General features: G+C 66.8%; 21 protein-coding genes. 18 read left to right on the top strand and 3 right to left on the bottom strand.

The features are described from left to right. The first annotated feature begins 65 nt into the window (after positions 1 to 65). From NP552_RS08825 to cycA, 12 genes are all read left to right on the top strand, one after another. Complete coding sequence (locus NP552_RS08825; RefSeq protein ID WP_043863474.1) at positions 66 to 1,277, top strand: bifunctional cobalt-precorrin-7 (C(5))-methyltransferase/cobalt-precorrin-6B (C(15))-methyltransferase; 1,212 nt, start codon at positions 66 to 68, stop codon at positions 1,275 to 1,277. Then, positions 1,270 to 2,364, top strand: a complete 1,095-nt coding sequence (locus NP552_RS08820; protein WP_043863475.1) for a cobalt-precorrin-5B (C(1))-methyltransferase — start codon at positions 1,270 to 1,272, stop codon at positions 2,362 to 2,364. Before NP552_RS08825 ends, NP552_RS08820 begins: the two co-directional genes overlap by 8 nt. Continuing rightward, positions 2,361 to 3,074, top strand: a complete 714-nt coding sequence (locus NP552_RS08815; protein ID WP_054916152.1) for a cobalt-precorrin-6A reductase — start codon at positions 2,361 to 2,363, stop codon at positions 3,072 to 3,074. The genes NP552_RS08820 and NP552_RS08815 overlap by 4 nt, the downstream gene beginning before the upstream one ends. A gap of 175 nt (positions 3,075 to 3,249) precedes the next feature. Further along, positions 3,250 to 3,636 carry a DUF2946 domain-containing protein gene (locus NP552_RS08810; RefSeq protein WP_054916153.1) on the top strand — a complete coding sequence of 129 codons (387 nt, stop codon included), beginning with the start codon at positions 3,250 to 3,252 and terminating at the stop codon, positions 3,634 to 3,636. A 47-nt stretch (positions 3,637 to 3,683) separates the two neighbouring features. Then, a complete protein-coding gene (locus NP552_RS08805) occupies positions 3,684 to 4,154 on the top strand; it encodes a copper chaperone PCu(A)C (RefSeq protein WP_229589702.1) in 471 nt (156 codons plus the stop codon). A gap of 20 nt (positions 4,155 to 4,174) precedes the next feature. Then, complete coding sequence (locus tag NP552_RS08800; RefSeq protein ID WP_054916154.1) at positions 4,175 to 4,591, top strand: DUF2946 domain-containing protein; 417 nt, start codon at positions 4,175 to 4,177, stop codon at positions 4,589 to 4,591. Between the two features lie 82 nt (positions 4,592 to 4,673). Continuing rightward, positions 4,674 to 6,734: a TonB-dependent copper receptor gene (locus tag NP552_RS08795; RefSeq protein ID WP_274096641.1), complete on the top strand. Its 2,061-nt coding sequence runs from the start codon at positions 4,674 to 4,676 to the stop codon at positions 6,732 to 6,734. Between the two features lie 198 nt (positions 6,735 to 6,932). Beyond that, the gene (locus NP552_RS08790; RefSeq protein ID WP_274096640.1) at positions 6,933 to 9,071 is read left to right on the top strand and encodes a TonB-dependent receptor; all 2,139 of its coding nucleotides are present in this window, start codon (positions 6,933 to 6,935) and stop codon (positions 9,069 to 9,071) included. A 97-nt stretch (positions 9,072 to 9,168) separates the two neighbouring features. Beyond that, the gene (locus NP552_RS08785) at positions 9,169 to 9,957 is read left to right on the top strand and encodes an ABC transporter ATP-binding protein (protein WP_043863482.1); all 789 of its coding nucleotides are present in this window, start codon (positions 9,169 to 9,171) and stop codon (positions 9,955 to 9,957) included. Further along, positions 9,954 to 10,898, top strand: coding sequence for an ABC transporter substrate-binding protein (locus NP552_RS08780; protein WP_274096639.1), 945 nt, complete (start codon positions 9,954 to 9,956; stop codon positions 10,896 to 10,898). The genes NP552_RS08785 and NP552_RS08780 overlap by 4 nt, the downstream gene beginning before the upstream one ends. Next, positions 10,895 to 11,908 (top strand): FecCD family ABC transporter permease, encoded by a 1,014-nt coding sequence (locus NP552_RS08775; protein WP_274096638.1) that lies wholly within the window; start codon positions 10,895 to 10,897, stop codon positions 11,906 to 11,908. The genes NP552_RS08780 and NP552_RS08775 overlap by 4 nt, the downstream gene beginning before the upstream one ends. A gap of 178 nt (positions 11,909 to 12,086) precedes the next feature. Then, a complete protein-coding gene (gene cycA, locus NP552_RS08770) occupies positions 12,087 to 13,508 on the top strand; it encodes a D-serine/D-alanine/glycine transporter (protein WP_054916158.1) in 1,422 nt (473 codons plus the stop codon). On the opposite strand, the gene NP552_RS08765 is transcribed toward cycA, so the two are convergent. Next, a complete protein-coding gene (locus tag NP552_RS08765; RefSeq protein ID WP_104572980.1) occupies positions 13,499 to 14,029 on the bottom strand; it encodes a hypothetical protein in 531 nt (176 codons plus the stop codon). The two genes, cycA and NP552_RS08765, sit on opposite strands and share 10 nt — an antisense overlap. 247 nt (positions 14,030 to 14,276) lie before the next feature. Here NP552_RS08765 and urtA point away from each other — a divergent pair, with 247 nt between their 5' ends. The 6 genes from urtA (at position 14,277) to NP552_RS08735 (ending at position 20,434) form a co-directional block, all read left to right on the top strand. After that, the gene (gene urtA / locus NP552_RS08760; RefSeq protein WP_043863487.1) at positions 14,277 to 15,542 is read left to right on the top strand and encodes an urea ABC transporter substrate-binding protein; all 1,266 of its coding nucleotides are present in this window, start codon (positions 14,277 to 14,279) and stop codon (positions 15,540 to 15,542) included. Between the two features lie 97 nt (positions 15,543 to 15,639). Next, positions 15,640 to 17,142 carry an urea ABC transporter permease subunit UrtB gene (gene urtB / locus NP552_RS08755; RefSeq protein WP_104572981.1) on the top strand — a complete coding sequence of 501 codons (1,503 nt, stop codon included), beginning with the start codon at positions 15,640 to 15,642 and terminating at the stop codon, positions 17,140 to 17,142. After that, a complete protein-coding gene (urtC, locus tag NP552_RS08750; RefSeq protein ID WP_043863489.1) occupies positions 17,142 to 18,221 on the top strand; it encodes an urea ABC transporter permease subunit UrtC in 1,080 nt (359 codons plus the stop codon). Before urtB ends, urtC begins: the two co-directional genes overlap by 1 nt. Continuing rightward, positions 18,218 to 19,078, top strand: a complete 861-nt coding sequence (urtD, locus tag NP552_RS08745; RefSeq protein ID WP_167400197.1) for an urea ABC transporter ATP-binding protein UrtD — start codon at positions 18,218 to 18,220, stop codon at positions 19,076 to 19,078. The genes urtC and urtD overlap by 4 nt, the downstream gene beginning before the upstream one ends. A gap of 103 nt (positions 19,079 to 19,181) precedes the next feature. Then, positions 19,182 to 19,880 carry an urea ABC transporter ATP-binding subunit UrtE gene (gene urtE, locus NP552_RS08740; RefSeq protein WP_043863491.1) on the top strand — a complete coding sequence of 233 codons (699 nt, stop codon included), beginning with the start codon at positions 19,182 to 19,184 and terminating at the stop codon, positions 19,878 to 19,880. A 32-nt stretch (positions 19,881 to 19,912) separates the two neighbouring features. Beyond that, the gene (locus NP552_RS08735) at positions 19,913 to 20,434 is read left to right on the top strand and encodes a GNAT family N-acetyltransferase (protein WP_104572982.1); all 522 of its coding nucleotides are present in this window, start codon (positions 19,913 to 19,915) and stop codon (positions 20,432 to 20,434) included. 99 nt (positions 20,435 to 20,533) lie between these two features. Here NP552_RS08735 and NP552_RS08730 read toward each other — a convergent pair whose 3' ends face one another. Both NP552_RS08730 and cbpA read right to left on the bottom strand, forming a co-directional pair. Beyond that, on the bottom strand, positions 20,534 to 20,839 hold the full coding sequence (locus tag NP552_RS08730) for a chaperone modulator CbpM (protein WP_043863493.1): 306 nt from the start codon (positions 20,837 to 20,839) through the stop codon (positions 20,534 to 20,536). Between the two features lie 2 nt (positions 20,840 to 20,841). Further along, positions 20,842 to 21,804, bottom strand: coding sequence for a curved DNA-binding protein (gene cbpA, locus NP552_RS08725; RefSeq protein ID WP_043863494.1), 963 nt, complete (start codon positions 21,802 to 21,804; stop codon positions 20,842 to 20,844). Positions 21,805 to 21,862 lie beyond the last annotated feature (58 nt).

The raw sequence follows: 21,862 nt of genomic DNA, 5'->3' as shown, positions 1-21,862 counted from the left end.
TATGCCTGCTTTGTCCGTCGGCAGGCTAAGCCAGCCGGTCGGATAGGCAAGCGAAGAGGAACGGCATGGCGCCCTGGTTGACGGTAGTAGGTATTGGCGAAGACGGCTTCACGGGCCTGGGCAAACAGGCTCGGCATGCCCTGCTGCGAGCCACCAAGGTGTTCGGCAGCCCGCGCCAGCTGGCCCTGCTGCCCCACTGCTCGCGCGCCGAACGGGTTGCCTGGCCCAGCCCGTTTTCCCTGGCGCCGCTGCTGGCCGAACGTGGCGAGCCGGTGTGCGTGCTGGCCAGCGGCGACCCGATGCTCTACGGCGTAGGCGCCAGCCTGGCGCGCCAGCTGCCGGCCGAGGCCATGCGGGTGCTGCCTGCACCGTCCTCCTACTCGCTGGCCGCCGCCCGTCTGGGCTGGCCCCTGCAGGATGTGGTCACGCTGTCGGTAGTAGCACGCCCGGTCGCCGCCGTGGCCGCCCACCTGTACAGCGGCCAGCGCCTGCTGGTGCTGAGCAATGACCGCAGCAGCCCCGCCGCCCTGGCCGCCCTGTTGCGCGAGCGCGGCTTCGGCCCCAGCCACCTGAGCGTGCTGGAGCACCTGGGCGGCGCCGACGAACGGCGCATCGATGCCCGTGCCGATGGCTGGCAGGACGCCGACTTCGCCGACCTCAACCTGGTGGCCATCGACTGCCGGGCCGGCGCCGATGCACCGCGCCTGTCGCCGCTGGCCGGCCTGCCCGATTCGGCCTTCGCGCACGACGGGCAGATCACCAAGCGCGACGTGCGCGCCATCACCCTCGCCCGCCTGGCCCCGCAGCCGGGCGAGCTGCTGTGGGACGTGGGCGCCGGCAGCGGCTCGATCGGCATCGAATGGATGCGCGCCCACCCCAGTTGCCGGGCACTGGCCATCGAGGCCGACGCCGGCCGCCAGCAACTGATCGAACACAACCGCGACGCCCTGGGCGTGCCTGGCCTGCAACTGGTGCGCGGGCGCGCCCCGCAGGCGTTGCAGGGCCTGGAGCGGCCCCACGCGATCTTCATCGGTGGCGGCGTGACCCGCGAGGGCGTGCTGGACGAATGCTGGGCGCACCTGCGCCCCGGTGGCCGGCTGGTGGCCAATGCCGTGACCCTGCAGAGCGAGACCCTGCTGATGAGCTGGCGCGAACGTCATGGCGGCGAGCTCACCCGTATCCATGTGGCCCAGGCGCAGCCGCTGGGCGAGTTCGACACCTGGCGCCAGGCGCTGCCGATCACCCTGCTTGATGTGGTAAAGCCCCTCGATGCGTGACGAAACCGCAGAACAGCCGGCGCCGCTGCGCAGCGGCCTGACCACGGGCAGCTGCGCCACTGCCACCAGCCTGGCGGCGGCGCGCCTGCTGTTGAGCGGGCAATGCGACGACGCGGTGCAGATCACCCTGCCCAAGGGCAGACAGGTGCAGATGCGCCTGGAGTTCTGCCGGCTGGCCGGGCCAGGCGCCGAAGCCGGCACCCTCAAGGATGCCGGCGACGACCCCGACGTGACCCATGGCGCGCTGCTCTACAGCCAGGTGCGGCTGCTGGCCGAGCCGGGCGTGCGCTTTGTCGCCGGCATCGGCGTGGGCACCGTGACCCGCCCCGGGCTGGTGCTGGGGGTGGGCGAGCCGGCGATCAACCCGGTGCCGCGGCGCATGATGACCGAGCACCTGCAGCGTCTGGCGCTGGAGTGCGATTACGCGGGGGGCTTCGAGGTCACCGTGAACGTGCAGGACGGCGACAGCCTGGCCCTCAAGACCATGAACCCGCGCCTGGGCATCCTCGGCGGGCTGTCGATTCTGGGCACCAGTGGCATCGTGCGGCCGTTTTCCTGCGCGGCCTACATTGCCTCGATCCACCAGGGCATCGACGTGGCCAAGACCAATGGCTACGAACACATTGCCGCGTGTACCGGCAATGCCAGCGAAGACACCATGCGCCGGGTCTACGGCATTCCCGACATCGCCCTGATCGAGATGGGCGATTTTGTCGGCGCGGTGCTCAAGCACCTGCGCAAGGTGCCGGTTGGCAAGCTGAGCATCTGCGGCGGCTTCGGCAAGATCAGCAAACTGGCGGCCGGGCACATGGACCTGCACAGCCGGCATTCGAGCATCGACCTGCCGCAACTGGCTGGCTGGGCGGCGGCGGTGGGTGCCGACGCCGCGTTGCAGGCGGCGATCATCGGCGCCAACACCAGCCAGCAGGCGTTGGCCCTGGCCAGTGCGGCGGGGGTCGGGCTGGGGGATGCGGTGTGCGAGCACGCGCTGGCTTTCGCCCGCAGCGTGGTGCCGGCGCAGGTACAGGTGGAGGTGTTCGCCATCGACCGCCAGGGCGGCATCGTCGGCCGGGCGGGTGTTCGATGAGCCGGCGCATCCTGTTGCTGGGCGGCGTGACCGAGGCGCTGTTGATAGCCCGTCAGCTGGGCCCGCAGCACGTCTACAGCCTGGCCGGTATCGGCCGGGTGCCCAGCGACCTGGCGTGCCAGGTGCGGGTGGGCGGCTATGGTGGGGCCGAGGGCCTGGCCGCTTACCTGCGGGCCGAAGGCATCGGTCTGGTGATCGACGCGACCCACCCGTATGCGGCGCAGATCAGCCGCAATGCGGCGCAGGCAGCGCGCCTGGCCGGGGTTGAATGCTGGGCGTTGCGGCGCCCGGCGTGGCAGGCGCAGGCCGGTGACGACTGGCGGGAAGTGGCGGACTGGACGCAGTTGATCGAGGCATTGAAACCGTTTCGCCGGCCCCTGTTCACCCTGGGGCGCGAGCCGTTGCAGCACCTGCACGAGATACCCGCGCAGCAGTTCTGGACCTTGCGCGCGCTGGAGGCGTGCGAGGGGAATGCGCGATGCGAAGTGATCGGCGCGCGGGGGCCGTTTCGCCTGGAGGATGAACGGGCGTTGTTCGAGCGTTGCCGGGTGGACGTGCTGATCAGCAAGAACAGTGGCAGCGCCGCGACCGAGCCCAAGCTCGAAGTGGCGCGCGAGCGGGGTGTGCCGGTACTGATCCTGAAGCGGCCGGCGCTGGCGGGGGTGGATCGGGAGTTCGTGGGCGTCGCCGATGTGCTGGCGGCGCTTTGACGGGTGCACACAGCTCCAGAGTCGATCAAAAAAGGCTGACACAAGGTCAGGGGAAGGATAGATGCGCTGTCGACGCAGTTACCCCACCTGCGACACTCCATCACACCCCGGCTTTTTTACATATACTTCGACATCTGGCTAAATAGCCCCACTCGATTCCTGACCGGATCTCCCCATGCCCGCACACCGGCTCGCCTACGCCTGGATCGCCTGCTTCGCAGTGCTGTTCAATCTGCTGGCCATGCCGTTGTCCGCCGCCGCTGCAAAAGCCCAACCCGAACAACTGCTGTGGGGCACCTTCTGCTCCAGCGGCGTGACCAAGATGATCGCCATCTCGCTGAATGCCCCCGACGGCCAACAGCAGAACGACGACCACTCCACCATGCAGCACTGCTGGTGCTGCTCCGGCACTGCCCCGCTGCTGGCCCTGCCCGGCCACCCGCCACGGCTGGTGACGTCCGAGCACACCCTCAACACCCCGTCACCGCTACTCGCCAGCTACCACCCCACGCCACGCCAGCAATGGCCCGCGCTCAATCCCCGCGCCTCCCCCCAGGCCTGAGTTCACTACGCTACCAGTTGCGAACCTGACCCGAACGGAGATTGACCATGCTCAAGAACGCCCTGCTGCTGGCCGCCCTGCTGCTGCCCGCCACCTTTGCCAACGCCCATGAATACACCGTGGGCGACCTGCATATCGCCCACCCGTGGTCGCAGGAGCTGCCGCCCAACGCCCCCAACGTGGCCGCCTATTTCGTCGTGCACAACAACGGCAAGAGCGCCGACCGCCTGCTCGGCGTCGACAGCCCGATCACCGACAACGCCGAACTGCACGAGCATGTGCACAAGGACGGCCTGATGAAGATGCAGCAGGTGCAGGGTGTCGACATCCCCGCCGGTGCCGACCTGGTGTTCGCCCCCGGCGCCTACCACGTGATGCTGATGCAGCCCAAGGACCGCAGCCTGCTCAGCGACGGCAAGCGCTTCCCGCTGACCCTGCATTTCCAGAAGGCCGGCAACATCACGGTCGAAGTGGCCGTGCAGAAACAGGCCCCCGAGGGCACCGCCCACAGCCATTGATTCGCTGACGGCTGCACGCCATGCGCCTGCCCCGTGGCAGGCTCGCCCGCCCCGCTGACCTCCAACGAGCACGCGGCAGCTGGCTGAGCCTGTTCGCCATGTTGATGATCTTCATCGGCCCACTGGTCTCCCAGTCGATGCCGATGGATCACCGTGCCTCCATGCCCGGCATGGACATGGCCATGGACTGCCACTCAGGCAGCCACGCCAGCAGCCCGGCCGACAACCCGGCAGCACTGCACGTCATCTGGGAAAAGTGCGGCTACTGCAGCCTGTTCTTCCACTGCCCGGCGCTGCCGCAGACGCTCAGCCTGCTCGACACCGAGGCCGTCTCGCCCCACACCACCCTGCGCGCCCAGCCGCGCCAGGGCCATGCGCGCCAGGCCATCTTCCCCGGCGCCCGCAGCCGCGCGCCACCTGCCCACATCGTCGTCTGAACCCACTTTGCATGCGCCCCAGGGCCCGGCTTGCTGCCGAGGCTCTTGCGCACCCTCACGACCACACGATGTTGGAAATACTATGTCCGGCTCTACCGTTACCCTGCGCCTGTCGCTGCAAGGCACCATCGCCCTGCTGTGCGGCACCCTGTTCAGCCACGTGGCCCTGGCCGCCGACAGCGGCCACGAAGGCCACGACCACGCCGAACTGAGCCCCACGGTGATCACTGCCGTGGCGCCCAGCTCGCCGCTGACCATCGTCACCAACCCCAAGGACCCACGCCAGCCGGTACCGGCCAGCGACGGCGCCGACTACCTCAAGACCATCCCGGGCTTCTCGGCCATCCGTGCCGGTGGCACCAACGGCGACCCGGTGCTGCGCGGCATGTTCGGCTCGCGCCTGAACATCCTTACCAACGGCGGCGTGATGCTCGGCGCCTGCCCCAACCGCATGGACGCACCCACCTCGTACATCTCGCCGGAAACCTACGACCGCCTCACCGTGATCAAGGGCCCGCAGAGCGTGCAGTGGGGCCCCGGCGCCTCGGCCGGCACCATCCTCTTTGACCGCGAGCCCGAACAGTTCGGCGAGCTCGGCAGCCGCGTCAACGCAAGCCTGCTGGCCGGCTCCAACGGGCGCTTCGACAAGGTGCTGGATGCTGCGGCAGGCAACGCACAGGGCTATGCACGCTTTGTCGGCAACCAGTCGCGCTCCGACGACTACAAGGACGGCAACGGCGACACCGTGCCCTCGCGCTGGGACAAGTGGAACGGTGACGTGGCCCTGGGCTGGACCCCGGATGCCGACACCCTGCTCGAACTCACTGCCGGCAAGGGCGATGGAGAGGCGCGCTATGCCGGGCGCGGCATGGACGGTTCGCAGTTCAAGCGCGAAAGCCTGGGCCTGCGCTTTGAGAAATCCAACCTGGGCGGGGTGCTCGACAAGCTCGAAGCCCAGGTCTACTACAACTACGCCGACCACGTGATGGACAACTACAGCCTGCGCACCTCGCCCACCAGCGGCATGATGGCCGGGCCGATGGTCAGCAACGTCGACCGCCGCACCCTCGGCGGGCGGCTCAAGGCCACCTGGCGCTGGGAGGACGTGACCCTGGTCAGCGGTGTCGATGCGCAGACCAACGAACATCGCCAGCGCGGCGGCATGGGCGTGGATGCGCACAAGGCCGAGCCCTGGACCAAGGACGCGGACTTTCACAACTACGGCGTGTTCGGCGAGCTGACCTGGGAAACCTCCAGCCAGGACCGCCTGGTCAGCGGCGCGCGCCTGGACCGCGCCTCGGCCAAGGATTTTCGTGAAGCCAGCGCCACCCGCGGCAACACCCGCGCCGACACCCTGCCCAGCGGGTTCGTGCGCTACGAGCACGACCTGCTCGACCTCCCGGCCACCACCTATGTGGGCCTGGGCCATGCCCAGCGCTTCCCCGACTACTGGGAGCTGTTCTCGCCCAAGTCGGGCCCGGCCGGCTCGCTCAATGCGTTCGACTCGATCAAGCCGGAGAAGACCACCCAGCTGGACGTGGGCATCCAGTACAAGACCGAGCAGCTCGAAGCCTGGGCCTCGGGCTATGTCGGCCAGGTGCGCGACTACATCCTGTTCGACTATCGTCCCGGCATGATGGGCATGCTCAGCTCCCAGGCGCAGAACATCGATGCCCGTATCATGGGCGGCGAGCTGGGCGCGGCCTATCAGTTCGCGCCCAACTGGAAAGCCGACGCCACCCTGGCCTACGCCTGGGGCAAGAACAGCAGCGATGGCAAGGCGCTGCCGCAGATGCCGCCGCTGGAAAGCCGCCTGGGCCTGACCTACAGCCGCGACGCCTGGAGCGCCGGTGCGCTGTGGCGCCTGGTCTCGGCGCAGAACCGCATCGCCGAGGGTTCCGGCAACGTGGTGGGCAAGGACTACGAGAAAAGCGCAGGCTTCGGCGTGTTCTCGCTCAACGGCGCCTACCGCGTGAGCAAGAACATCAAGCTCAGTGCCGGCGTCGACAACCTGTTCGACAAGGCCTACGCCGAGCACCTGAACCTGGCGGGCAACGCCGGCTTCGGCTACCCGGCCAGTGATCCGCAGGCGATCAGCGAGCCAGGGCGTACCCTCTGGACCAAGGTCGACCTGAGCTTCTGATGCACCACACGGGCGCGGCCACTGGCCGCGCCCTCTGGCAGACCGTCGGCGCCAACCTGAGCCCTGCTCATGCAGCACATGAGCACGCTGCGCTACCGCCAATCGGCAAAATGTTACATTATACGCCCCGAAAAACACCCGCCTCGAACCCGGCGCACCGACGCGCCCGGGCCTTATGGACAAGCGATTCCCCTTCCGATGAACAAGTACCTGATCGGCTCCCTGAGCCTGCTGGCCGCGTGCGATTGCGCCCTGGCCAACACCCTGACCCTGCCAGCCGGCACCATCACCGCCACGGCCGACGCCGAACAGCGGGTCAGCCTCGATACCCCGACCAGCGCCGGTTCGCGCCTGAACCTGAACGCCCTGCAAACCCCGGGCAGCGTCGAGAGCCTGAGCGGCGAGCAGGTACGTGCACGTGGCGATCGCAGCGTGCAGGACGGCGTGTCGCGCAGCACCGGCATCAGCCGCACCGGCACCCCGGGCGATGGCGGCACCTCGCTGCAGGCCCGCGGCTTTACCGGGCAGAGCTCGGTGATGCAGCTGTTCGACGGCAACCGCATGTACACCGGCATGGGCACCGTGACCTTCCCGGTGGACACCTGGTCGGTGGAACGCATCGACGTTCTGCGCGGCCCGGCCTCGGTGCTGTATGGCGAAGGCGCCACCGGTGCGGTGGTCAACGTGGTGCCGAAAAAGCCCTTCGAGGGCGAGATCGTCAACCACCTGCGCCTGGGCTACGGCAGCCACGACAGCCAGCAGACCGCCCTCGACAGCGGCGGCTCGCTCACCGACAGCCTGACCTACCGCCTTAACATCAACCAGCTGCGCAGCAACGGCTGGATCGACCACGGCGACTCCAGCAGCACCGCCATCAGCGCGGCGCTGCGCTGGCAGGCCAATGACGACCTGGCCTTCACCCTGGCGCACGACTATGGCGACCAGAAGCCGATGAACTACTTCGGCACGCCGCTGATCAACGGCCACCTGCGCGAGAGCCTGCGCGACAAGAACTACAACATCAGCAACGACAAGCAGCACTACAACGACCAGTGGACGCGCCTGACCACCGAGTGGCAGATCAGCGACAGCGTCAGCTCCACCAACGAGCTGTACTACCTCAAGGCCAACCGCCGCTGGCAGAACGCCGAGAACTACACCTGGAATGCGGCCAGCCAGCAACTGCTGCGCAGTGGCAACTTCGGCATCAAGCACCAGCAGGAGCAGCTGGGTGATCGCCAGACCTTCACCTTCAGGCACAGCCTGTTCGGCCTCGACAGCCAGACCCTGGTGGGCGCCGACTACAACCGCATCCGCTTCCAGCTCAACAGCAACGCGCCGTTCAACGACAGCATCGTCGGCGGCGAGCCGATCGACCTGCACCACCCGCAGCGCAGCGGCTTTGCCAGCGATTCGGCCTATCGTCCGCAGTTCGACAGCCTGACCCACCAGTTCGCGCTGTTCGCCGAAAACCGCCTGCAGCTCACCGAGCGCCTGTCGCTGGTGACGGGCGTGCGCCGCGACGTGGTGCACCTGGACCGCAACGACCTGCGCAGCGAAGTGACCGGCAACACACGCAGCGACACCAGCCTGGACGGCAACAACTGGAAGGCCGGGCTGGTGTTCGCCCTCACCCCCGAAACGTCGCTGTATGCCCAGCACGCCACCAGCACCGATGGCGTTGGCGGCTTGATCTCGCTGAGCCCCGACCAGCAGCAGTACGGCCTGGCCAAGGCGCGCCAGACCGAGGTCGGGGTCAAGCAGCAGTTCTGGCAGCAGCGTGGCGAATGGACCCTGGCGGCATACCACATCGTCAAGAAGGACCTACTCACCGACGACCCGTCGCAGATCGGCACCGGCCGGCAACTGCAGGTGGGCAAGCAGTCGTCCGACGGCATCGAGGCCAGCCTGGACCTGCAGCTGCCGCACGACTGGCAGGTACAGGCCAACGCCGCGTTCGTGCGTGCACGCTATGACGAATTCGAGCAGGAGGTGAACGGCGTGATGGTATCGCGGGCCGGCAACCGCCCCACCGACGTACCGGGGCGCACCGCCAACCTGTGGCTGAGCAAGGGCCTGACCGACAGCCTGCGCGCCGGCGCCGGGGTGCGCTATGTGGACGGGCGCTATGCCGACATGGGCAACACTACCCGGCTGCCGAGCTACACGGTGGTGGATGCCTCGGTGGCGTGGCAGGTGCTCAGCGATACCACGCTGGGCCTGCAGTTGAACAACCTGTTCGACCGTCGGTACGCGCAAAGTCAGTACAATGACGGCCAGCAATGGATCCTGGGTGAGCCGCGCGCGTTCTTCGTGACGGCCGACTACACCTTCTGACCGCGTCGCCCCATTCGCCGGCAAGGCCGGCTCCTACACACCACACCGGTCCTGCAGGAGCCGGCCTTGCCGGCGAAGAGGCCCGAATAGACGACACATGACCACCCTGAATATCCACAACCTGCACTGGTCCCCCAAAGGCCACGGCCACTGCCACCACCAGTTCCAGCTGCGTGGCGTCGACCTGCAGGTGCGCCCCGGCGAATTCGTCGGCCTCATTGGCCCCAACGGCAGCGGCAAGACCAGCCTGCTGCGGTGCGCCTACCGCTTCAACGCGCCCGAACGCGGGCACATCACCCTCGACGACCACAACCTCTGGCAACAATCGCCGCGCTGGTGTGCCCAGCGCATCGCGGTGGTGCTGCAGGAGTTTCCCGACGCGTTTGGCCTGAGCGTGGCCGAAGTGGTCGCCATGGGGCGCATTCCGCACCAGGGCCTGTTCGACGGCGACAGCCGCCAAGACCGCCAGCGTGTGCAGCAGGCGCTGCTCGATGTCGGCCTGCACGGCTTCGACGACCACGCCTTCGCCACCCTCTCGGGCGGTGAAAAGCAGCGCGTGATCCTGGCCCGCGCCCTGGTGCAGCAACCGCGCGTACTGATCCTCGACGAACCGACCAACCACCTCGACCCGCGTTACCAACTGGCCCTGCTGCACCAGGTGCGCCAGCTGCGCATCGCCACCCTGGCCAGCATCCACGACCTGAACCTGGCCGCCGCCTTCTGCGACCGCCTGTACGTGCTCGACCACGGCCGCATCGTGGCCAGCGGCACACCGCACCAGGTCCTCACCGCCGAGCTGCTGCGCGAGGTGTTCGGCGTTCAGGCGCTGATCGACCGCCACCCGCTGGCCGACCATCCACGCATCACCTGGATAGCCCCCCAATGATTCGATCCGCCCTGCTTGCCGCGCTGCTGCTGGTCGCCGGCCCGGCCCTGGCCGAGGCCACGCGCTACCCGCTCACGGTGCACAGCTGCAACCGCGAGGTGACCTTCGCCAAGGCCCCCGAACGCGCCCTGAGCCACGACATCAACATGACCCAGATGATGCTCGCCCTGGGCCTGCGCACGAAGATGGTCGGCTACAGCGGCGTCAGCGGCTGGAAGGCAGTGACCCCGGCGCTGCGCAAGGAACTCGACGGCCTGCCGGAGCTGGCCAGCAAGTACCCTTCGGTGGAAACCCTGCTCAACGCCAACGTCGACTTCTTCTTCGCCGGCTGGGACTACGGCATGCGCGTGGGCGGCGACCTCACCCCGCAGAGCCTGGCACCGCTGGGCATCGCGGTATACGAGCTGACCGAGTCGTGCGCGTTCGTGATGAAGCGCCCGCCGGCGAGCCTGGACGACACCTACAACGACCTGCGCAACCTGGGCCGGATCTTCGACGTGCAGGCCCGCGCCAGCCAGCTGATCGAGCAGATGCAGCAGCGCGTGGCCAGCGTGCAGCAGCACCTGCCGACGCAGCGCCCGCGGGTGTTCCTGTATGACAGCGGCGAAGACCGCGCCATGACCTCCGGGCGCCTGGGCATGCCCGAAGCGCTGATCAACGCCGCCGGCGGGCGCAACATCCTCGATGACATCGAGGCCAGCTGGACCCGCGTGAACTGGGAAAGCGTGGTCGAACGCAACCCCGAGGTAATCGTGATCGTCGACTACGGCGAGATCACCGCCGCGCAGAAGCAGCAGTTTCTGGAACAGCACCCGGCCCTGCAATCGGTCGACGCGGTGCGTAACCGGCGCTTCGTGGTCATCCCCTATGTGGCCGCCACGCCGAGCCTGGAAAACGTCGAGGCGATCGAGGCCATCGCCAAGGGCCTGCACGGCGCATGAACAATCGCTATCGCCTGATGCTGCTGGCGCTGAGCGGCCTGCTGCTGGTGTCGTGCGTGCTCTCGCTGGGGTTCGGTTCGGCCCCGGTGCCGGTCGAGGTGGTCGCCCGGGTGCTGCTGTTCAAGGTGTTCGGTATTGCCCCCGAGGTGCCCGCCTGGACCGCCGGCCAGGAACATATCGTGTGGCTGATCCGGGTGCCGCGCATGCTCCTGGGCGCGCTGGTGGGCGGCGGCCTGGCGATGATCGGCGCGGTGCTGCAGGCGGTCACGCGCAACCCGCTGGCCGACCCGCACCTGCTCGGCGTGACCTCCGGCGCCACCCTGGGTGCGGTGCTGGTGGTGCTGCATGTGGGTGAACTGATCGGCGTGCTGACCCTGCCGCTGGCAGCCTTTGTCGGCGCGCTGTGCAGCATGCTGCTGGTGCTGGCGATTGCCAGCCGGCATGGCCGCCTGGACAGCGACCGCCTGTTGCTGTGCGGGGTGGCCGTGGCCTTCGTGATGATGGCGCTGGCCAACCCGCTGCTGTTCATGGGCGATCATCGTGCAAGCTCGGCGGTGATGTTCTGGATGCTCGGCGGCCTGGGCCTGGCGCGCTGGGAGCTGCTGGCGGTGCCGGCAGCCAGCGTGCTGCTGGGGCTGGGCCTGCTGCTGGGCATGGCACGCGCGCTCAATGCGCTGATGGCCGGCGAGCAGACCGCCGTGACCCTGGGCCTGAACGCACGCTCGGTGCGCCTGCTGGCGTTTCTGATCTGCTCGCTGCTGACCGGCGTGCTGGTGGCGATCAGCGGTTCCATCGGCTTTGTCGGCCTGATGGTGCCTCACATTGCGCGGCGCCTGGTGGGCGCCGAGCACCGCCGGCTGCTGCCGGTGTCGCTGCTGCTGGGCAGCCTGTTCCTGATCTGGGTGGATGTGGCCGCACGCACCCTGATCGCCCCTGAAGACCTGCCCATCGGCATCGCCACGGCGGCCATCGGCGGGCTGTTCTTCATCGGCATGATGCGCCGGCGCTGAACTGCTGCCTGGCGCTGAGCCCTTGCCTGGCCCGGAAATCCTGCCTTGACCGCGATCAACAAAGCGGTGCGAACGTACCAACTTGAGACGTATTGCCACCTCGCCAGGGCAAAAGCCCGTGATAGCCTAGCGAGCGCTTCACGCACAAGAAGACTGACTCCTCAATGGAATGCCACCCATGACCAACCAGCAACCGCCGGACACCCCGGCCCACGACCTGCAACGCAACCTCACCAACCGCCATATCCAGCTCATCGCGATTGGCGGGGCCATCGGCACCGGCCTGTTCATGGGCTCGGGCAAGACCATCAGCCTGGCTGGCCCGTCGATCATCTTCGTCTACATGATCATCGGTTTCATGCTGTTCTTCGTCATGCGTGCCATGGGCGAACTGCTGCTGTCGAACCTCAACTACAAGTCGTTCATCGATTTCTCCGCCGACCTGCTCGGCCCCTGGGCCGGCTACTTCACCGGCTGGACCTACTGGTTCTGCTGGATCATCACCGGCATTGCCGACGTGATCGCAATCGCCGCCTACTCGCAGTTCTGGTTCCCTGACCTGCCGCAGTGGGCGCCAGCCCTGGCCTGCGTCGGCGTGCTGCTGTCGCTGAACCTGATCACGGTGAAGCTGTTCGGCGAAATCGAGTTCTGGTTCGCCCTGATCAAGATCATCGCGATCATGGCGCTGGTGTGCACCGGCCTGTACATGGTGTTCGTCGGCTTCCAATCACCCACCGGCACCAGTGCACAGCTGAGCAACCTGTGGAATGACGCGGGCATGTTCCCCCATGGCCTGATGGGCTTTTTCGCGGGCTTCCAGATTGCCGTGTTCGCCTTCGTCGGCATCGAACTGGTGGGCACCACCGCCGCCGAGGCGAAGAACCCCGAGCGCACCCTGCCGCGGGCGATCAACTCGATCCCGATCCGCATCATCATGTTCTACGTGCTGGCGCTGATCGCGATCATGGCCGTCACCCCGTGGCGCGACGTGGTGCCGGGCAAGAGCCCGTTCGTCGAGCTGTTCGTGCTGGCCGGGCTGCCGGCGGCGGCGAGCATCATCAACTTCGTGGTGCTGACCTCGGCGGCCTCCTCGGCCAACAGCGGGGTGTTTTCCACCAGCCGCATGCTGTTCGGCCTGGCCCAGCAGGGCGATGCGCCGAAAAGCTTCGAGACCCTGTCCAGCCGCAAGGTGCCGGCCAACGGCCTGTACTTCTCGTGCACCTGCCTGCTGCTGGGCGCGGCCCTGATGTACGTGATCCCCGACCTGATCGAGGCCTTCACCCTGGTGACCACGGTGTCGGCGATCCTGTTCATGTTCGTGTGGACGCTGATCCTGCTGTCGTACCTCACCTACCGCAAGGAGCGTGCGCCGCTGCACCAGGCCTCGAAGTACAAGATGCCGGGCGGGCGCTTCATGTGCTGGGTATGCCTGACGTTCTTCGCCTTCATCCTGGTGTTGCTGTGCCTGGAGAGCGATACCCGCCAGGCCCTGCTGGTGACGCCGCTGTGGTTCGTGCTGCTGGCCGTGACCTACCAGACCGTGCGCCGCAAGCGCCAGGCGCGTGTGCCGGTGCCCGCTACCACGCCGCGTCAGTCATAGTCGTACTCCTGCTGCTGGAGGGCTTGGGCAAGCCCTTCCAGCACGCCATCGGCCTCGGCCCGCTGTTCGGGCGAAGGGCCGCTGGCAAACTGGCTGCGCTGCTGGCCCAGGGTGAGGAACGCATTGTCGCCATCACCCCAGATATACGAATAGACCAGCAGGAAGCTGTCCGACTCCGGCTTGGCGTACTTCGCCATCTGACGCAGAGGGGCCAGCAGCTGGATCATCTCGCCGTAATTGTTGGTGAACTCCACCAACGCGAACTGCCAGACCTGCGACGCCTCGTCGTACTGCATCAGGCTGCCGTACATGCAGTCGACCCAGCCCTGAAGCAACTCGCCCAGCGCCACCGCATTTTCAGGCGCCTTCTGGTCAAGATCACGTACCCCGTGCACCTCCGCGGCGTCCAGCCATTGCTGCCAGTCATCGAACTCGCCAGCGCCCGCCGCAGGTGAGGTCACCGCGGCCTGGTACTGGGCCGGGGTGATGTTGCAGCGAAAGTACAGCGATGACGCTTCCATGGCGAAAATCCTTGAGCCGAGTTGAAGTGAGGGCGCAAGCATAAGGCATCGCCGTGAACTATTGCTGTGCAGTCTTGCGCGTACTGCACCACGACAAGCGCCATCCCGGTGCACCCACCCTGCCCTGCACCTTGTGAACACGCCGCTGGCAAGCCTGTGTGCGACATCGGCACAGCCCTTGCTAAAGCTCTCTGCACAAAGTCGCGGTCTGCCCAGCAGAACCATTCGATCCCATGGAGAGAGCACTATGAAGCGTCGCAGTCTGATCAAGGCATTCACCCTCAGCGCGTCGATTGCCGCGATGGGCCTGAGCTGGACGGTCCAGGCCGCCGAGACCATCAAGGTCGGCATCCTGCATTCGCTGTCGGGCACCATGGCGATCTCCGAGACCTCGCTCAAGGACATGGCCCTGATGACCATCGAGCAGATCAACGCCAAGGGCGGGGTCAACGGCAAGCTGCTGGAGCCGGTGGTGGTCGACCCGGCCTCCAACTGGCCGCTGTTCGCCGAGAAGAGCCGCCAGTTGCTGACCCAGGACAAGGTCGCGGTGGTGTTCGGCTGCTGGACCTCGGTGTCGCGCAAGTCGGTGCTGCCGGTGTTCGAGGAACTCAACGGGCTGCTGTTCTACCCGGTGCAGTACGAAGGTGAAGAGATGTCGCCCAACGTGTTCTACACCGGGGCAGCGCCCAACCAGCAGGCGATACCGGCGGTGGAATACCTGATGAGCGAGGACGGTGGCGCGGCCAAGCGCTTCTTCCTGCTGGGCACCGACTACGTGTACCCACGCACCACCAACAAGATTCTGCGCGCGTTCCTGCACAGCAAGGGCGTGGCCGACAAGGACATCGAGGAGGTGTACACCCCGTTCGGCCACAGCGATTACCAGACCATCGTGGCCAACATCAAGAAGTTCTCGGCCGGGGGCAAGACGGCGGTGATCTCCACCGTCAACGGCGACTCCAACGTGCCGTTCTACAAGGAACTGGCCAACCAGGGCCTGAAGGCCACCGACGTGCCGGTGGTGGCGTTCTCGGTGGGTGAAGAGGAGCTTCGCGGCATCGACACCAAGCCGCTGGTGGGGCACCTGGCGGCATGGAACTACTTCGAGTCGGTGGACAACCCGGTCAACACGCAGTTCGTGGCCGATTGGAAGGCCTATGCCAAGGCGAAGAACCTGCCGGGCGCCGACAAGGCGGTGACCAACGACCCGATGGAGGCCACCTATGTGGGCATCCATATGTGGGCCCAGGCGGTGGAAAAGGCCAAGAGCACCGATGTGGACAAGGTGCGCGAGGCGCTGGCGGGGCAGACGTTCAAGGCGCCATCGGGCTTCACCCTGACCATGGACAAGACCAACCACCACCTGCACAAGCCGGTGATGATCGGCGAGATCCAGGATGACGGGCAGTTCAGCGTGGTGTGGCAGACCGAGCAGCCGCTGCGCGCGCAGCCGTGGAGCCCGTTCATTCCGGGCAACGACAAGCGGCCGGATTATGCCGTGAAAGGCAACTGAGGCAGGGGGCCGCCGTGCGGCCCATTCGCCGGCAAGGCGCTGCCTTGCCGTTGTAGGAGCCGGCCTTGCCGGCGAATGCCGACTCCAGGACACCGATATGCCCAAGGTCCTCCACCGACTGTTGCTCGCCCTGCTCCTGCTGCTGCCTCTGGCAGCCCGGGCCGCTGGCGACGCCGACTACTTCATCGCCGCCAAGCCCAACGAACAGGCCAGCCTGCTGCAGGGCTGGGCGGCGCAACCCGACCCCGCGCGCCTCGAACTGCTGAGTTCGCTGCAGCAAGGCCGCCTGGGCCCGGACGACAGCCGCAAGCTGCGCCTGAACAACCGCCTGCGCGGCCTGGTGGACAACGCCCTGGCCAGCCATCGACTGCTCAGCGATGACGCCAGGGTCCGCCTGGCCGCCGCCCAGCAACTGCAGAAAAGCGCGCAGCCCGCTCAGGTCGCCTTCCTCGACCGGCGCTTTGCCAGCGAGCCCGACGCCGCCGTGCACGCAGCCCTGGGCCTGGCCCTGGCCAACCTGCAACTGGTCGCGACAGACCCCGCCGTACGCCTGGCCGCCGTGCGCCTGCTGGGCGAAACCGGCGACCCGATGGCCCGCACCCGCCTCGAAAGCCTGCTCGACCCCAGTGTGGAAACCGACCCCACGGTGCGCACCGCCGCCGAAACCAGCCTGGCCCAGGTCAAGCGCAAGCTGCTGATCGGCGAGCTGCTCGGCCAGGCCTTCAGCGGGCTGTCGCTGGGTTCGATCCTGCTGCTGGCAGCCCTGGGCCTGGCGATCACCTTCGGCCTGCTGGGGGTGATCAACATGGCCCACGGCGAAATGCTGATGCTCGGCGCCTACAGCACCTACGTGGTGCAAGTGCTGGTGCAGCGCTACGCCCCCGGCGCGCTGGACTTCTACCCGTTGCTGGCACTGCCGGTGGCCTTCGGTGTGAGTGCCGGGGTCGGCATGCTGCTCGAACGCACGGTGATCCGCCACCTGTACGGGCGCCCGCTGGAAACCCTGCTGGCCACCTGGGGCATCAGCCTGATCCTGATCCAGGCCATCCGCCTGCTGTTCGGCGCACAGAACGTCGAGGTGGCCAACCCGGCCTGGCTCTCCGGCGGCCTGCAGGTACTGCCCAACCTGGTGCTGCCCTACAGCCGCCTGGTGATCATCGGTTTCGCCCTGTGCGTGGTGCTGCTCACCTGGCTGCTGCTCAACCGCACCCGCCTGGGCCTGAACGTGCGCGCCGTCACCCAGAACCGCAACATGGCCGCCTGCTGCGGCGTGCCCACCGGGCGCGTGGACATGCTCGCCTTCGGCCTGGGTTCGGGTATCGCCGGCCTTGGCGGCGTGGCCCTGAGCCAGATCGGCAACGTCGGCCCGGACCTGGGCCAGAGCTACATCATCGACTCGTTCCTGGTGGTGGTGCTCGGTGGCGTCGGGCAACTGGCCGGCAGCCTGTGGGCCGCGTTCGGCCTGGGCATAGCCAACAAGTTGCTGGAGCCGCAGATCGGTGCGGTGCTCGGCAAGATCCTCATCCTTGCGCTGATCATTCTGTTCATCCAGAAGCGTCCGCAAGGCCTGTTCGCCCTCAAGGGACGGGTAATCGACTGATGAACCAGCCACTGCTTGTCACTGCTACACAAAAGGCCGGCCCGCGCCTGACCCTGGCCGTCGGCGCCCTGGTGCTGCTGGTGCTGATCGCCCTGCCACTGCTGTCGTTGCTGCCAGCCGGCCACAGCCTGCAGGTGTCGGCCTACACCCTGACCCTGGTGGGCAAGATCCTGTGCTACGCCATCGTTGCCCTGGCGCTGGACCTGGTGTGGGGCTACGCCGGGTTGCTGTCGCTGGGCCATGGCCTGTTCTTCGCCCTGGGCGGCTACGCCATGGGCATGTACCTGATGCGCGAAGCGGCCGGCGACGGCCTGCCGGCGTTCATGACCTTTCTGTCGTGGAGCGAGCTGCCGTGGTACTGGGCCGGCACCCAGCACTTTGCCTGGGCACTGTGCCTGGTGGTGCTGGCGCCGGGGCTTTTGGCGCTGGTGTTCGGCTACTTCGCGTTCCGTTCGCGGATCAAGGGCGTGTACTTCTCGATCATGACCCAGGCCCTGACCTTTGCCGGCATGCTGCTGTTCTTTCGCAACGAGACCGGCTTTGGCGGCAACAACGGCTTCACCAACTTTCGCAGCATCCTGGGTTTCGAGATCACCGCCCAGGGCACCCGCGCGGTGCTGTTCCTGCTCACCGTGGCCTTGCTGGCGGGCAGCCTGTACCTGGGCTGGCGCCTGGCGCGCAGCAAGTTCGGGCGCGTGCTCACGGCGCTGCGCGACGCCGAGAACCGCCTGATGTTCTGCGGCTACGACCCGCGCGGCTTCAAGCTGTTCGTGTGGGTGCTGAGCGCCGTGCTGTGCGGCCTGGCAGGTGCGCTGTACGTGCCGCAGGTGGGCATCATCAACCCCAGCGAGATGTCGCCCACCAACTCCATCGAGGCCGCCGTGTGGGTAGCCCTGGGCGGGCGCGGCACGCTGATCGGGCCGCTGCTGGGCGCCGGCGTGGTCAATGGCATGAAGAGCTGGTTCACCGTGGCGTTCCCCGAGTTCTGGCTGTTCTTTCTCGGTGCGCTGTTCATTCTGGTAACGCTTTACCTGCCCAGGGGCGTGGTCGGCCTGCTGAAGAAAAGGGGTGAACAATGAGAAGCGTACCACTGCCTGCCGTACACCCCGAGTTCATGCTCGAACCGATCATCGACGCCGGCAGCGGTCGCGATGCCATCGGCCTGGGCCAGGCACGCCAGCCGGGGCTGGACGTGCGCCACGGCACGGTGCTGACGCTGGAGGACATCAGCGTGAGCTTCGACGGCTTCAAGGCGCTGAATGCGCTGAACCTGTACATCGGCGTGGGCGAGTTGCGCTGCATCATCGGGCCCAACGGGGCGGGCAAGACCACGCTGATGGACGTGATCACCGGCAAGACCCGCCCCACCACCGGCAAGGCCTGGTTCGGCGAGACCCTGGACCTGACGCGCATGAGCGAGGTGCAGATCGCCCAGGCCGGCATCGGACGCAAGTTCCAGAAGCCGACGGTGTTCGAGGCCTTGAGCGTGTACGAAAACCTGGAACTGGCGCAGAAGGCCGACAAGTCGGTGTGGGCCAGCCTGTGCGCAAGACTCGGCGGCGAACAGCGCGACCGTATCGACCAGGTGCTGCAGACCATTCGCCTGACCGGGTCGGCGCAGCGCCCGGCGGGGTTGCTGTCCCATGGGCAGAAGCAGTTTCTGGAGATCGGCATGCTGCTGATGCAGGACCCGCAGTTGCTGCTGCTGGACGAACCGGTGGCGGGCATGACCGACGCCGAGACCGAATTCACCGCCGAGCTGTTCAAAAGCCTGGCCGGCCGGCATTCGCTGATGGTGGTGGAGCACGACATGGGGTTTGTCGGCAGCATTGCCGACCATGTGACGGTGCTGCACCAGGGCAGCGTGCTGGCAGAGGGTTCGCTGGAACAGGTGCAAGCCGATGATCGGGTGATCGAGGTTTATCTGGGGCGCTGAAAAGCTTCGCCGGCAACGCCGGCTCCTACAGAGACACCGCGGCTCTGGTAGGCGCCGGCCTTGCCGGCGAAGAGGCCGGTACAGACAAAAAAGGACAAGGCACATGCTGAAAATCGACACCCTGCACCAGTACTACGGCGGCAGCCACATCCTGCGCGGCCTGTCGTTCCAGGCCAAGGTCGGAGAGGTCACCTGCCTGCTGGGCCGCAACGGCGTGGGCAAGACCACCCTGCTGCGCTGCCTGATGGGCCTGCTGCCCGCCCGCGAAGGCAGCGTGCACTGGGAGGGCCAGGCCATCACCACGCTCAAGCCGCACCAGCGCGTGCACGCCGGAATCGCCTACGTGCCCCAGGGCCGCGAGATTTTCCCGCGCCTGACGGTGGAGGAGAACCTGCTGATGGGCCTGTCACGCTTCGGCGCCAGCCAGGCGCGGGAGGTGCCGGCCTTCATCTACGAACTGTTCCCGGTACTGCTGCAGATGAAACACCGCCGCGGCGGCGACCTGTCCGGTGGCCAGCAACAGCAACTGGCCATCGGCCGCGCCCTGGCCAGCCGCCCGCGCCTGCTGATCCTCGACGAGCCCACCGAAGGCATCCAGCCATCGGTGATCAAGGAGATCGGTGCGGTGATCCGCCAACTGGCCGCGCGTGGCGACATGGCGATTCTGCTGGTGGAGCAGTTCTACGACTTTGCCGCCGAGCTGGCCGACCAGTACCTGGTGATGTCCCGCGGCGAGATCGTGCAGCAGGGCCGCGGGGAAAACATGGAGGCCGAAGGTGTACGCGGCCTGGTTACGATTTAATCTGTGCGCCTGTCCCGTTTCGAGAGCCTGTCATGAATCACATCCGCGACGCCGTGCACGCCGACCTGCCGGCCATCCGTGATATCTACAACGACGCGGTGCTCAACACCCTGGCGATCTGGAACGAACAGACGGTCGACCTGGGCAATCGCCAGGCGTGGTTCGCGGCGCGCCAGGCGCAGGGTTATCCGATTCTGGTGGCGGTGAATGAGGCAGGGGACGTGCTGGGCTATGCCTCGTTCGGCGACTGGCGCCCGTTCGAGGGGTTTCGCCACACCGTGGAGCATTCGGTGTACATCCGCAGCGACCAGCGCGGCCAGGGCCTGGGGCCGTTGCTGATGCAGGCGCTGATCAAGCGTGCCAGGGGCTGTGGCAAGCATGTGATGGTGGCGGCGATCGAGAGCGGCAATACGGCGTCGATCCGCCTGCACGAGCGGCTGGGCTTCACCCTGAACGGACAGATGCCGCAGGTGGGGGTGAAGTTCGGCAAGTGGCTGGACCTGACCTTCATGCAACTGATGCTGGCACCGGGGGCGCAGCCCCCACAGGGCTGAGGGCCTCATCGCGGGTCAAGCCCGCTCCCACAGGTACAGCGCTGGCTTGGAGGCCAACGGCGTATCGGTGGGAGCGGGCTTGACCCGCGATTGGGCCGGTCAGCCTTGCACAAACCTTCCCAGGCGCTGCTTCAACATCGAATTCTCACTGCGCAACTGCTTCACTTCCTCCAGCAGCTCCAGCGCCAGCGCCACCCCTTCCCACTCCAGTTCCAGCTCCTGGTGCAGCTTGGCCGCGCGCTTGGCCAGCACCGGGGCACGGTCGTCGAACACCCATTCCTCCGGCGTTCGCCCCGAAGGTTCAACGATGCCGTGCTCGACGATCTCGATCACGTAGGCTGCCGGTACATCGGCCTCCTGACAAAGGGTTCGCATGTCCAGTTGAACGATCAGGGTACTGCTCATGGTCACTTACTCCATTGAGTTCGCGGGTTGAACCCGGCCTTCTCCGACAGTTTGGTCCACAGTTCGCGGGCTTCGGCGCTCGATTGCGTCGGCATCACCACCTTCAGCTGCGCATACAGGTCGCCACGCTGGCCCTGCTTGTTGCTCAGGCCCATGCCCTTGATGCGCAGGCGCTGGCCGCTCTGGCTGTCGGGGCGGATGGTCAGGTTGACCTTGCCGGTCAGGGTCGGCATCTCGACCTTGGTGCCCAGCGCAGCCTCCCACGGTGCCAGCGGCACGGTGATGATCAGGTCATGACCTTCGACATCGAACAGCGGGTGGGGTGCCAGGCGAATGATCAGGTACAGGTCGCCATTGGCGCCGCCGCCCACGCCCGGTGCACCCTGGCCCTTGAGGCGGATGCGCTCGCCGTCGGTCACCCCGGCAGGGATCTTGACGTTGAGGGTCTTGGTGGTGTCGCCCGTGCGCTGCCCGGCCGCGTTGTACTGCGGCACCTGGAAGCTGATCTTCTTCGACTCGTTGGCCAGGGTTTCCTCGAGGAAAATCGCCAGTTCCATTTCCACGTCCTGCCCTCGCCGACCGGCACTGCGTTGCTGGCCACGGCCAAAGGGGTTGCCGTTGCCACGTCCGGCCGAGCCGAAAATGGAACTGAAGAAGTCCGAGAAGTCGCCGCCGCCAAAGTCGGCACCGCCACCGCCACCGCCACGGCTTTCCCAGCCCGGCGGGCCCTGGAAGGGCCGGCCGTGCTGGCCGTACTTGCGCAGCTCGTCGTATTCGGCGCGCTTTTCAGGGCTGCTCAGGGCCTCATAGGCCTCGTTCACTTCCTTGAAGTGGTTTTCGGCGTCGCGCTCTTTGCTGACGTCCGGGTGATACTTGCGCGCAAGCTTGCGGTAGGCGGTCTTGATCGCCTTTTCATCCGCCGTGGGCTCTACGCCAAGGATCTTGTAATAGTCTTTGAAGTCCATCTTTACGATTCACCATCGGTTATCGAATGCATCACTGCTGTGAAGATTGGGGTCAAGC

Source organism: Pseudomonas sp. 8209, from assembly GCF_028682105.1.
Lineage (GTDB): Bacteria > Pseudomonadota > Gammaproteobacteria > Pseudomonadales > Pseudomonadaceae > Aquipseudomonas > Aquipseudomonas palmensis.
The sequence above is the reverse complement of the archived record's forward strand: the minus strand, read 5'-3'. Positions and strand labels throughout refer to the sequence as shown.